Raw genomic sequence first — 12,680 nt, 5'->3', positions numbered from 1 at the left:
TCAGGCCCTTTCAAAACTGCGCGCGATTTCCCAATCGGTCACCGCCCGGTCAAATTCTTCCTGCTCCCATTCAGCAGCGCGGGTGTAGTGGTCGACCACATCATCGCCCATGGCTTCTCGCAGCATTTTCGAATTGCGCAGGGTCTCGGTTGCCGCACGCAGCGTCTGGGGGATATCGGCGGCTTTGTCGTCCTCATAGACATCACCTGTGGTGGGAGGGGCAAGCGCCAGCTTGTCCTCAATCCCCTTGATGCCTGCCGCCAGCATCGCTGCCTGCGCCAGATAGGGGTTGAGGTCTGACCCGCCAATCCGGCACTCGACGCGGACACCTTTGGTGCCATCGCCGCACAACCGAAAGCCCGCCGTGCGGTTATCGACCGACCAGACCGTCTTGGTGGGCGCAAAGGTGCCCTTGGCAAAGCGCTTGTAGCTGTTCACGTAAGGTGCCAGAAAACACACATAATCAGGCGCATAGGCGATCAGCCCGGCCATATAATGTTGCATCAGATCGGACATGCCCAGATCGGCGCCCTCCTGATAGAACACCGGTTTGCCGCCCTGCCACAGGGATTGGTGCACATGTGACGAACTGCCAACCTTCCCCGCGTTCCACTTGGGCATGAAACTCGCGGCATGCCCCTGCTGCCATGCGATCTCCTTGACCGCGTGTTTGGCCAGGCTGTGATGATCGGCACAATCGAGCGCTTCAGCATAGCGGATGTTCAGTTCTTCCTGACCCGCCTCAGCTTCGCCCTTGGTATTCTCAACCGGCACACCCGCAGCATAGAGGTGGTTGCGCAGCGGGCGCATGATCGCCTCTTCCTTCGTGGTCTGAAGAATATGGTAATCCTCGTTATACCCGCTGATCGGCGCGAGATCGCGGAACCCGCTTTTGCGGATGTCGTCAAAACTCTTTTCGAAAAGAAAGAACTCCAGTTCCGTGGCCATCATCGCGGTGAAGCCCAGCGCATCGAGCCGCGCGATCTGCTTTTTCAGAACCGCACGGGGGGAATGCGGCACCGGTTGATGCGTATGATGGTCCAGCACATCGCACAGAACCAAAGCGGTGCCCTCCAGCCACGGCACCGGGCGCAGCGTGTCGAGATCCGGTTTCATGACGTAGTCGCCGTAACCCGACTGCCAGGAGGTGCTGGCGTAGCCATCGGGCGTCGCCATTTCAAGATCGGTGGCCAGCAGATAATTGCAGCAATGGGTTTCCGCATGAGAATGCTCGACAAAGTTCATCGCGTGAAAACGCTTGCCCATCAGGCGGCCCTGCATATCGACGATGCAGGCAAGAACGGTATCAATCTCACCGGATTTGGCGGCTGTTTTCAATGCCTCAAACGTCAGGGTTCCGGCCATGTTCAGGATCCTTTCTCATGGGGAAGCGCCCCCGCGGGACGGGGACGCTTTTGGTCATCTTTGGCGGCTTACTCGAAGTTGTAAGGCACACCCGCCTGGTTGATGACGCTGTTGTATTCCTTGAAGATGTTGACGATCTTCTGATGCACTTCACCTTCCTGGGCAACCTCGTCCCAGAACTCCTTGGCGGCGTTTTCGACCTCGGCCCATTCTGAAGGTGGCACGGACCGCAGTTGCAGCTTGTCGCCGTTGGCCCGCAGGGCCGCTTCGCCGCCCCAGTACCACTGGTTGCGGTAGGTGTGTCCCGCCTCAGTCGCCGCCATAACGACCGATTTCAGATGATCCGGCAGTTCTGCCCAACGCTCCTCGTTGACAAACCACGACCCGATCCACGCGCCCGAGATGTTATTGGTCAGGAAGTAATCGGTAACGTCTGCCCAGCCTACGGTGTAATCTTCGGTAATCCCCGACCAGGCCATGCCGTCAAGCTCACCGGTCTGCACCGCAACCTCCGCATCCTCATAGGGAATGTTCACCGGCACCACGCCGAACTTGGACAGGAAGCGGCCCGCCGTTGGGAAAGTATATAGCTTCAGACCGTCAAGATCAGCGACCGAGGTGATCTCTTTCTTGGTGTTGAAATTACAAGGATCCTGCCCCGCAGCGGACAGCCACTTGACCCCTACCTTGGCGTACTCCTCTTCCCAGATCTCTTTCAGCCCATACTGGTTGAAGAGCACCGGCACATCGAGAATATGCTTGGTCGCAAAGGGGAAATACCCGCCAAACATCCGCAGAGGTGTCGGGGACGCCATCGAGTCGTCATCGGAATGGACCCCGTCAATGGTGCCACGTTGCAGCGCCTGGAAAAGCTCGCCCGTCGGCACGATCTGATCCGCATAGAACAGTTCGACCTCCAGTTCGCCATTGGAATTGGCATTGATGTAATCGATGACCGGTTTGGTCACATGCTCACCCAATGCGCCACCGGCATAGGTCTGAAAGCGCCACTTGATCGCGGTTTGCGCCTTTACGATGGAAGGGCTGGCCAGGGCCGCAGCACCACCGACACCGGCAGTGGTCAGGAACTTACGTCTCGTCGTCATGTTGATTTCCTCTCTGTTGTCGCTCGTCTCATTTGTCCCTTTTAGGGATCTCGCTTGGTTAATTTCCATACACATATCCCGGCAGCCACAGGGCAATTTCGGGGAAGGCCATGATGGTTGCCAGAGCCACCACCATGACCAGCACAAACGGCAGGATGGAGGCATAGATGTCGCGCAGGGTGATTTCCGGCGGGGCCATGGCGCGCATCAGGAAGAGATTGTAGCCGAAGGGCGGCGTCATATAGGCGATCTGCGTGGTGATCGTGTAAAGCACTCCGTACCAGATCAGATCAAAACCCAGCGCACCGACCAGTGGCACGTACAAAGGGGCCACAATCACCAGCATGGCGGTATCATCCAGAAATGTGCCCATCAGGATAAAGCTGAGCTGCATCAGGATCAGGATCATCCAGGGGCTGAGGCCCAGTTTCTCGGTAAAGAGGCTTTCAATGGCCTTCACGGCGCCCAGACCGTCAAACACAGCGCCAAAGGCAAGGGCCGCGAGGATGATCCACATGAACATGCAGGAGATGCCAAGGGTTTTACGCACCGATACCTCGAATACCCTGCGGGTCATCCGCCCTTTCACGACAGCCGCGACAAAGGCCGCGATGGCCCCAATGGCGGAGCTTTCGACAAGTGACGTCCAGCCGTTCACAAAAGGCACCATCATTGCAAAGAAGATGAAGAGCGGCAGGAACCCGGCCCCGAGCAGTTTGAGCTTTTCGCCCATCGGCATGGCGCGTTCTTCGGGCGGCAGGATGGGCCCGAGCGCCGGGTTCAACCGGCAGCGGATCACGATGTAGATTACGAACATGGCCGCCATCAACAGCCCCGGCACGACACCCGCCAGCCACAGCTGGCCCACCGGTTGCCGCGCAATCATCGCATAAAGCACCAGAACCACGGAGGGCGGCACCAGAATGCCCAGCGACGACCCCGCCTGGATGACACCCGTGACCATCCGCTTGTCGTAGTTGCGTTTGAGCAGTTCCGGCAGCGCAATCGTTGCCCCGATCGCCATGCCCGCCACCGACAACCCGTTCATGGCAGAGATCAGCACCATCAATCCGATTGTGCCTACCGCAAGGCCTCCCGAAAGCCCGCCCATCCAGACGTGGAACATCTTGTATAGATCATCGGCAATTTTGGATTCCGACAGGATGTACCCCATGAAAATGAACATCGGCAGAGTCAACAGCGGATACCACTTCATCAGTTTAATCGCAGCAGCAAAGCCCAGATCATAGCCGCCCCGGTCGCCCCAAAGGAAAAACGCGGCCACAACGGCGACAAAACCGATGGCGCCGAAAACCCGCTGGCCCGTCAGCAGCATCAGCATCATCGAGGAGAACATGAGGATGGCGATGGCCTCGTACGACATCAGACCTTCTCTCCCATGTCGTGGCCTTTGATGCGCAGAACATCCTTGAAAAATTCGGAAATGGCCTGCAACAACATCAGGAAGATGCCCAGAACCATGATCGATTTGATCGGCCACAGATAGGGTCGCCAGACCGAGGAGCTGCGCTCTCCGCCATAGCTGAACGAATACATCAGGCTTTCCCAACCGCCCCAGAGCAGGAAGATCAGATAGACGATCAGGAACAACACGGTCATCGCGTCGACCTGCGCTTTACGGTGAGGGGACCAGTCGCCATAGAGCAGGTCCATCCGTACATTTGACCCCATCTGGATCGAGTACGGACCCCCCAGCATATAGTAGGCGACCATTGCAAACTGCGCCACTTCAAGCGTCCAGAGTGATGGCACAAAAAACGTTTTGGAAACCGAGGACCACAGCAGGATCGCCATCATCACGAAGATGCCGTACATCATGACCCGACCGATCCGGTAGTTCATGGCATCCACGATGCGGATGTATCTTTTGGCCAGTTCGGTCATGCGCGCGAAGTATCCGGAGCGACAGAGGCCAGCGCCTGCTTCAGCCAGCCCGCCAGCATCGCGGCGATGGTTTGCTGATCCTTAGGCGTGGCGATCAGGTCGTTGCGCACCTCAAGCATCACATGTGGGATGCCGCGGCCAATACCGTGCCTTTTGAGCGTGTGCATCACCCCGTCACCGGGCCCGTAGGGTTGGTTCCGTGCCACCAACAGGCTTGTGTGATCCCCTGCAATCTCCAGCATCGCATCCGCCAGACGGCTGTCCGCATCGTGCAAAACACCAACTTCAACGTCGCGCGCTTTGCCCAGATAGACCCGTGTGAAGCTGTGAACGGTGATCATAACCTGCGCATGGGTCTCGTCCAGCAGCTCCGAGACGGTCGCGTGAAAGGGATCGTAAATCTGCCGGGCGCGGCGTTGTTTTCTCTCCGCGCTCAGCCCGATGTTTCCGGGGATATCAAAGGCTTCGCTACGCTCTGGAATCGCACTTGCCGCTTCGGGTGGACGATTACAGTCGTAGATCAGACGCGATACGCCCCCTGCCACCAATGTTGCTTCAAGCATTTCAGACAGATATTCCGCCACAGCCAGAGCCCCCGGATCCCACGCCGCGTGGCTGCCGCGCACGGTTTCATCCAACCCCAACCCGCCAAAGGTTTCCGGGAAATGGTTCGACGCATGTTCGCACACCAGAACGATACCAGAGGCACCCGCCGGACGGGTCACGATTGCGGATTCAACCACAGCGTTTATCTGGTTTTCAGGCGTCATATTTCCCCCGGTCCGCACAAACTTCTTGCCGGATCAGGATTCTGTCAACACAATAATGAAAGATTCTCTTCAGATTTCATCTTTCTGTAATAAAATCCGTCAAAATAGGGGCAGGCAACTTGGGTGACGCTAATCTGACCATCGCTGACCGCATTCAGGACCGCCTGGAAAACCTGACCCGGGCCGAACGGCAACTTGCACATTCGATCCTTGAAAACTATCCCGCGTCCGGTCTGGGGCCCATCACGACCCTCGCCAATGACGCCGATGTCTCCACGCCGACAGTGGCGCGGATGGTTCAGAAACTGGGGTTCAAAGGCTATCCTGAATTTCAGGCGGAACTGCGCGAGGAACTGCGCGCGAAGGTCAAAAGCCCCATCGCAAAACACGACACCTGGGCCGAAGGTGCGCCCTCAGGACATGTGCTCAATCGGTTCACCGAGGCTGTCATCGACAATATCCGCCACTCGCTGGGACAGATTGACACCGCCGATTTCGACAAAGCCTGTGCCCAGCTGGCCGACACCAGGTCGCGGTTGAACATTGTCGGTGGCCGCATAACACATACAATGGCGGAATATCTTTTCCTGCACATGCAGATGATCCGGCCCGACGTCATCCACATCCAATCCACCTCAAACGCGTGGCCGCATTATTTGCTGGACGTGGGACCGGGGGATACTTTCGTGATATTCGATGTCCGCCGCTACGAAAGCAATACGCTCAAGCTGGCGGAAATGGCCCATCAGCGCGGCGCAAAGATCATCCTGTTTACCGATCAATGGCGCTCGCCCATCCATCGTCTGGCACATGTTTCCTTCTCCAGCCGCATTGTCGTGCCCTCTGCCTGGGATTCCGCTGCCACCACGCTGTTGCTTGTTGAAACGGTCATCGCAGCCGTGCAGGATCTTAGCTGGGAAACCACAAAAAACCGCATGCACACGCTTGAAGAAATGTTCGACCAAACCAAACTCTTCCGAAAATTCACCTGATATTCAGCCGCTGACGCAATTGCCTGCTGCCCTGACTTTCAGGTAATTTGCGGCAACCCATTGAGGAGCTTTGCGATGACCGATCATGACAGATGTCCAAGGAACGGTGTTTCTCACGTCATCGGCGATCGGGCAGAGCCGCTTTGGAATGTGACGATTTCGGATCTGCTGTCGCAAACAGCCGCGCGCCTTGCAGACCATCCTGCGGCGGTATTTCGGGCCCAGGGTATCAGATGGACATATGCTGAGCTCAATCATCAGGTCGATCGCCTTGCCCACGGATTGCTAGGCCTCAATCTGCAAAAGGGGGACCGCGTTGGTATCTGGTCGCCCAATCGGTTCGAATGGCTGCTCGCCCAATTTGCCACCGCACGTATCGGGGCAATCCTTGTTTGCATCAATCCAGCCTACAGACGGTCAGAACTGGAATACGCCCTTAACAAGGTTGGCTGCATGGCATTGATCACCGCGCGCCGTTTCAAATCATCGGACTACACCGGAATGCTCAGCGAACTGGCGCCGGAACTGGCAGCGGCGACGCCTGGAAATCTACACGCCGAACGCCTGCCACATCTGCGCAGCATCATCGTGATGGGCGATGATGTGCCCGCTGGCATACTGAGCTTCGCAAACCTCTGTAAGGCCAGACCCGAGGCCGATCTCGAAGCCATCGCGCAAACCCTCGACCCACAGGATGTGATCAATATCCAGTTTACCTCCGGCACCACCGGTAGCCCCAAAGGGGCCAGCCTGACCCACCACAACATCGTCAACAACGCCCGCTTCGTCACTCAGGCGATGGAGTTCACGCAAAACGACCGGCTCTGCATCCCCGTGCCCTTCTATCATTGCTTTGGCATGGTTATGGGCACGTTGGGCTGCGTGACCAAAGGGGCAACAATCGTAGTCCCGGGCGAAGGGTTCGACCCGCGTGAAACACTCGCTGCCGTTTCAGAAGAAAAATGCACCGCTCTTTTTGGGGTCCCGACGATGTTCGTGAATGAATTGGCCCTGCCGGATTTTGAAAACCACGATCTGTCCCATCTGCGCACCGGCATCATGGCCGGTGCACCCTGCCCCATCGAAGTGATGCGGCAGGTGCAGGCGAGAATGAACATGCACAATGTGACCATCGCCTACGGGATGACCGAAACTTCCCCAGTCTCCTTTCAGAGCAACGTGGATGATCCGCTTGAACAACGCGTCTCCTCTGTCGGTCGCATCCATCCCCATGTGGAGGTCTGCGTTGTCGATGAAGAAGGACAGACCGTGCCGATTGGTGCCCAGGGTGAATTGCTCACGCGCGGTTATTCGGTGATGCGCGGCTATTGGGGGGAGGACGCCAAGACAGCTGACAGCATTGATCCGGATGGATGGATGCACACTGGCGATCTGGCCACACTGGATGCGCAGGGGTATTGCACCATCACCGGTCGCGTCAAAGACATGATCTTGCGTGGCGGCGAAAACATCTATCCGCGCGAAATCGAAGAATTTCTCTACACGCATCCTGACATCGCCCAGGCGCAGGTGTTTGGCATCCCCAATGATACCTATGGCGAAATTGTCTGCGCATGGATCGTTCTTCACGCAGGCAGCAAGATATCCCCAGAAGACATCAGGCAATTCTGCAAAGACAATATCGCCCACTTCAAGGTGCCGGCCCATTTCTCTATCAGGGATGAATTGCCGATGACCGTCACGGGCAAGCCCCAAAAATTCATCATGCGTGATCAGATGATGGCGGAACTGGCAGGCTGAAAACGCAACAAGCGGGCACGGCAGGTAAACTGTCACGCCCTCTCACCGCGCGCCAGCACCGGACAAATCCTGCAAGAATTTGTCCGGGACATGTCATGCGGCGGAGCCGCTCAATTTTTAGACGGCACCGGTATATTCGCCGCGCGCCGGATAATCGTTCTTGATGGCAAAATCCAAAGCGCCGACAAGTTCGGAAAAATGTGGACGCACGAACGGCATGGTCTGCACCGAACCATAGTACAAGGTTTGCTGCGGGGTGATCATGAACAACCCTGGCTCGGAAAACAGGGCGGGTTCTTCGATCCCGATCGACGTCTTGCCACGCGAGGTTGAAATGTAAAGCCCCCATTCCTTGGCTGTCGACAAGCTCAGGTCATATCCAAACCGCAAGGATTTCGCCTCGATCTTGTCGGCCATCGCACGGGTCCGTTCTTCACCATCCGAGCTTACCGCGATTGTTTTCACACCCCGCTCGGCAAAATCGCCGGTGCGTTTTTCAAGCTCTGCGAGGTAAGTCGCACAGATCGGGCAATGCAACCCGCGATAAAAGCACACAACAGTTCCGGTTTCGGCCGCATCACCCGACAGATCGAACGTGCCCCCATCAAGCAAGGGCAAAACGAGTTTGGGTACTTTCTGGCGTGGCATCAGCATGGCAGATCTCCTGAATTTGAATTTCGGTTGTTATCTCTCATGGATGTCGCACCAAGACCAGTGACCCATGTTCACATAATCTTGTGCTTGATTTCCGCAGCATCCATGTCGCAGACAGACATGCCTCAGGGTGAAAACCGGTGCTTGCTGAGTGGGCAGCAATTGGAAAGCACCCCCAACATGGCATCACCTTTTGACATGGTTTCAGGCTTCATCGACACCCCTGATGTTCCGCCGCCCGCGCGGCGCATGGCAGCTCTCCTGCTGATTGATACCTTGGGTGTCGCGGCCGGTGCAACCAGGCTCGATCCGTCAAGGATTGCGCGGGATTTCGTCGTCGATTTTCATGGCGCGGGCAGCTCAGAACATGCAGCCCCCCTTCTTTTTGACGGTCGTCTGGCCTCGATTCCCGGGGCCGCCTTTGCCGCGGCCACGCAGATCGACAATCTGGACGGACATGATGGTTTCAACCCGGTAAAAGGCCACATTGGCTGTGCGGTTGTCCCGGCGCTGATCGCCTTTTCGGCGGCCCTACCCGATCTGACGGCGACAGCGGCGCTCGACACTCTGGCCATGTCTTACGAAATCGGCGCGCGAGCCGGTCTGGCGCTGCACGCAACGGTGCACGATTATCATACGTCCGGTGCATGGAATGCGCTGGCGGTTGCGGCGCTTGGGTGCCGCCTTCGGAACGCGTCACAGAAACAGCTGCGGGAGGCCCTCGGCATTGCCGAATACCACGGGCCGCGCAGCCAGATGATGCGCGAGATTGCCCATCCGACCATGCTGCACGATGGCTCTGGCATGGGCGCTCTGACCGGTTCCATGGCCACCCTGCTGGCGCTGCGCGGCTTTGAAGGAGCACCCGCGATCACCGTCGAAGCCCCGGAAGTGTGCGACTTCTGGCAGGACCTCGGCACCCGCTGGACGATCCTTGAGAACTACATCAAACCCTATCCTGTCTGCCGCTGGACGCATGCCCCTCTGGATGCGCTGGACGGCCTCATGCGCCGGCACGATCTGACCCACAACCACATAGAAAGCCTGCGCATCGGCACCTTTGCCGAAAGCGCCGCCCTCTATCCGGGCATGCCGGAAACCACCGGACAAGCGCAGTATTCGCTGGCTTTCGCGTTGGCCACGCTGATGCGCTACGGGCACGTGGGGCCTGAACACATCGCAGGTGCCGGTCTCACTGATCCGGAGGTTGCGCGCCTGATGCCGCGCATTTCCGTGCGAGTGGAGAACCGCCACAATGCCACCTTCCCGCAATACCGCATGGCGGATGTGACCCTCACAACAACCGACGGGCGCGTGCTCAAATCCGGAGATACCCATGCGCGCGGCGGGCTTGATGCGCCCCTTACAGAAGCTGAAATCGAGCGGAAGTTCCACAATTTTGCCGCACCGACCCTGGGGGCCGAACGCAGCGCGCGGATCTGGTCCATGCGCGACCGGCTGCTCGAACCGGATGCGCGGTTTTGCGAACTCACCGCGCTGGTGACACCCGCTCCCTAACTGCGCCAGCCCAGCAGGTGCTTTTCGATCACTCCGATCAAAGCGCTCACCAGAACCCCAAGAACAGACAGGATGACCACGCCCGCAAAAAGCCGTTCCAGATCGTAGAGCGCGCCGGCCTCCAGAATATAGGCACCGATCCCGTATTCAGCACCCAGCATCTCCGCCGCGACCAGCAGGATGATGGCGATGGCCAGCGAAATCCGCAGCCCCGCCAGAATGCCCGGCATCGCCCCCGGCAGCACGATCTTGCGCAGAATGCTCACCCAGCTCAGCCCGAAGCTTTGCCCCATGCGAATGAGCGTGCGGTCCACATTGTCCACCGCTGCGTAGGTCGCAACAACCGTCGGCGTGAAGGTGCCAAAGGCGATAAGCGCATATTTCGATCCTTCATCGATCCCGAACCAGATGACAAAGAGCGGTAGCAGCGCAATCTTGGGGATCGGGAAAATCGCCGCTACCAGTGGCACCAGACCGGCGCGAATGTAGGAAAACAACCCCATCATCAGCCCGATGCCGATGCCGACCGTCACCCCCAGCACTGCGCCAATCACCAGCCGGCTCAACGACGGGCCAAGATGTTTGAACAGCAGGCCCGAGGCGTAAAGCTCCTGAAAGGTCAAAATCACGTCGCTGGGGCGTGGCAGGGTCAGGGCGGAAATCACACCCGACCGCGTGCCCCATTCGGCCAGCAGGATCAGCGCGGCAAAAACGGCAAACCCGACCCAACGGCGTGGTGTCGGGGCAAAGCCACCGCCGCGAAAAGCCACCTGCCTGCCCGGTTCAGGCATCTATCAGCTCCGCATCCGCTGCCGCAGCCTCATCGCGCATCATACCCCACAGGTGTTGCTGCGCCCGCTCCAATGTCGCGTCGCCGTAGCCGCGCCGTTCCAGTGGCATCGCCAGTTCGACAATCTCGCGGATCTCGCCCGGCCTGCGCGACAGAACCACAATCCGGTGCCCCAGACGCACCGCTTCGGCCAGATTATGCGTCACATAAACGGCCGTGAAAGGCGTCCGCGTCCAAAGCCCGACCAGATCATCCATCAAGAGTTCGCGGGTCTGGCTGTCCAGCGCGGAGAGCGGTTCGTCCATCAGCATTACCGCCGGATTGACCACCAGTGCGCGCGCAATCGCCACCCGCTGTTTCATCCCGCCCGAAAGCTGGCGCGGCAGCGCATCCGCGAAATCCGACAGCCGGGTCCGGGCCAGCACATCCGCGATCCGCGCGCGCCGTTCCGGTGACGGCATCGCGTGATCTTCCAGTACCAGCGACACATTTCCCGCGACCGTCCGCCAGGGCAGCAGCGCAAAATCCTGAAAGATATAGGTGAGCGCATTGAGGCACCCCGGGGGCGTCTCGCCGCGCTGGATCACCGCGCCTGCATCTGGCCGTTCCAGCCCGCCCATGAGGCGCAGCAACGTCGATTTGCCACAACCAGAAGGGCCAACGACACAGACGATCTGGCCTTCGGGAATGTCCAGAGTGATGTCGCGCAGAACCTCGCGCGCGCCGTAGTGGTGGCCCACATCGGCCAGATGCAATTCCACCCCTAGCTGCCCACGGTCTCGACAAAAGAGGTATCCAGCAGCGTGTCCAGCGTGATCCCCGCATCCACCAGACCCTCAGCCTGAAACCATTCCAGCTGATCGCGCACAGAGGCAACGTTCAGCTTCGCCCCCTCGTTCAACCGCATGGTCCCGTTGATGATCGACGGGGCGGCCTTTTCGCGCGGCCTGTCGGTATAGACATATTTGTGGATCAGATCGACCATCGCATCGATGCCCTCCTGTCCGCTTTCCTGTGCAATCATCGTGGCGTTGTAGTCGGCCACACCTTTCGAATAGGCGCCCAGAAAACCCTGTGTCAGCACAGGTTCATCGCTGGCATTGGCGGCGGATGTGAAAACGGTTGTGACCTGATAGTCGGGCAGATAGTCGGCGATACTGCCGATGATATGCACAGCACCGGACCCGGCCAACGGCTTGGCGATATGGGGCACGATGGACCAGGCATCAATCTGGCCCGACTTCAGCGCGCCGATGATCGCGCCCACCTTTTGCAACGGTTTGAAGGACAGCGTGGCCCCTTCGGCAACAGCCACTTTGGAGCCCATGTAATGGAAGGATGATCCTGCCGTGGACATCCCGAATGTCCTGCCATCCAATGCTGCCGGCGTTGTCAGACCGGCCTGAAACGCCGCATCCGATGCCAGGATTTTCTGACCGTCAATGCCCGGCTCTTCCGAAAGAGCCCCGCCAATGACCTTGATCGCCCCCTTGTCGGCCAGCGATACCAACCCGCCCGAAATGGCCGTCACCGCGTAATCCACATCGCCGCTGGCAATGGCCACGGCCATCGGTTGCGCCGCTTGGAAAAATTTCAGGTCCACGTCCAGCCCGGCATCCGCAAAATAATTCCGCTCAAAAGCGATGAAGGAGCCTGAATGGCTGGTGAACCGCAGCGCACCCACGGTGATCTTCTTGCCGGACGCATAGGCGGGTGCGGCGAGACCCAGAGCCGTTGCGGCTCCTATGCTTGCAAGTGCGTCGCGGCGGTTGAAATTAGGCATGATGGTCTCCCTCAAAGATCGGGCGCAGATGCGCTG

Annotated in this window: 12 protein-coding genes; 3 read left to right on the top strand and 9 right to left on the bottom strand. The window is 58.6% G+C overall.

The features are described from left to right. The 5 genes from Q0802_RS03745 to Q0802_RS03725 form a co-directional block, all read right to left on the bottom strand. Positions 1–1,365: a glutamine synthetase family protein gene (locus tag Q0802_RS03745; protein WP_298913800.1), complete on the bottom strand. Its 1,365-nt coding sequence runs from the start codon at positions 1,363–1,365 to the stop codon at positions 1–3. Between the two features lie 68 nt (positions 1,366–1,433). Next, positions 1,434–2,471, bottom strand: a complete 1,038-nt coding sequence (locus tag Q0802_RS03740; RefSeq protein ID WP_298913797.1) for a TRAP transporter substrate-binding protein — start codon at positions 2,469–2,471, stop codon at positions 1,434–1,436. Between the two features lie 58 nt (positions 2,472–2,529). After that, a complete protein-coding gene (locus Q0802_RS03735) occupies positions 2,530–3,855 on the bottom strand; it encodes a TRAP transporter large permease subunit (protein WP_298913795.1) in 1,326 nt (441 codons plus the stop codon). After that, entirely contained in the window at positions 3,855–4,376 is a 522-nt protein-coding gene (locus Q0802_RS03730; protein WP_298913793.1) for a TRAP transporter small permease subunit, read from the bottom strand. Before Q0802_RS03730 ends, Q0802_RS03735 begins: the two co-directional genes overlap by 1 nt. After that, complete coding sequence (locus Q0802_RS03725) at positions 4,373–5,146, bottom strand: N-formylglutamate amidohydrolase (RefSeq protein ID WP_298913790.1); 774 nt, start codon at positions 5,144–5,146, stop codon at positions 4,373–4,375. The genes Q0802_RS03730 and Q0802_RS03725 overlap by 4 nt, the downstream gene beginning before the upstream one ends. A gap of 119 nt (positions 5,147–5,265) precedes the next feature. Between Q0802_RS03725 and Q0802_RS03720 the strand changes: the two genes are divergently transcribed. Next, complete coding sequence (locus tag Q0802_RS03720; RefSeq protein ID WP_298913788.1) at positions 5,266–6,138, top strand: MurR/RpiR family transcriptional regulator; 873 nt, start codon at positions 5,266–5,268, stop codon at positions 6,136–6,138. A gap of 75 nt (positions 6,139–6,213) precedes the next feature. Beyond that, positions 6,214–7,899 (top strand): AMP-binding protein, encoded by a 1,686-nt coding sequence (locus tag Q0802_RS03715; RefSeq protein ID WP_298913785.1) that lies wholly within the window; start codon positions 6,214–6,216, stop codon positions 7,897–7,899. Positions 7,900–8,016: 117 nt separating this feature from the next. Here Q0802_RS03715 and Q0802_RS03710 read toward each other — a convergent pair whose 3' ends face one another. Then, a complete protein-coding gene (locus Q0802_RS03710; protein WP_298913782.1) occupies positions 8,017–8,553 on the bottom strand; it encodes a peroxiredoxin-like family protein in 537 nt (178 codons plus the stop codon). A gap of 105 nt (positions 8,554–8,658) precedes the next feature. On the opposite strand from Q0802_RS03710, the gene Q0802_RS03705 reads away from it, so the two are divergent. Then, positions 8,659–10,071: an MmgE/PrpD family protein gene (locus Q0802_RS03705; protein ID WP_298913779.1), complete on the top strand. Its 1,413-nt coding sequence runs from the start codon at positions 8,659–8,661 to the stop codon at positions 10,069–10,071. Here the strand turns inward: Q0802_RS03705 and Q0802_RS03700 are convergent. From Q0802_RS03700 to Q0802_RS03690, 3 genes are read right to left on the bottom strand one after another with little or no spacing between them, the layout of a single operon-like run. Next, entirely contained in the window at positions 10,068–10,862 is a 795-nt protein-coding gene (locus Q0802_RS03700; protein ID WP_298913776.1) for an ABC transporter permease, read from the bottom strand. The genes Q0802_RS03705 and Q0802_RS03700 overlap by 4 nt on opposite strands. Next, positions 10,855–11,622, bottom strand: a complete 768-nt coding sequence (locus tag Q0802_RS03695; RefSeq protein ID WP_298913773.1) for an ABC transporter ATP-binding protein — start codon at positions 11,620–11,622, stop codon at positions 10,855–10,857. Before Q0802_RS03695 ends, Q0802_RS03700 begins: the two co-directional genes overlap by 8 nt. Before the next feature lie 2 nt (positions 11,623–11,624). Next, the gene (locus Q0802_RS03690; protein WP_298913771.1) at positions 11,625–12,644 is read right to left on the bottom strand and encodes an ABC transporter substrate-binding protein; all 1,020 of its coding nucleotides are present in this window, start codon (positions 12,642–12,644) and stop codon (positions 11,625–11,627) included. Positions 12,645–12,680 lie beyond the last annotated feature (36 nt).

This window comes from uncultured Roseobacter sp. (genome assembly GCF_947495275.1).
In the GTDB taxonomy this organism is placed as follows: domain Bacteria; phylum Pseudomonadota; class Alphaproteobacteria; order Rhodobacterales; family Rhodobacteraceae; genus Roseobacter.
This window is presented reverse-complemented; position numbering and strand designations above follow the sequence as displayed.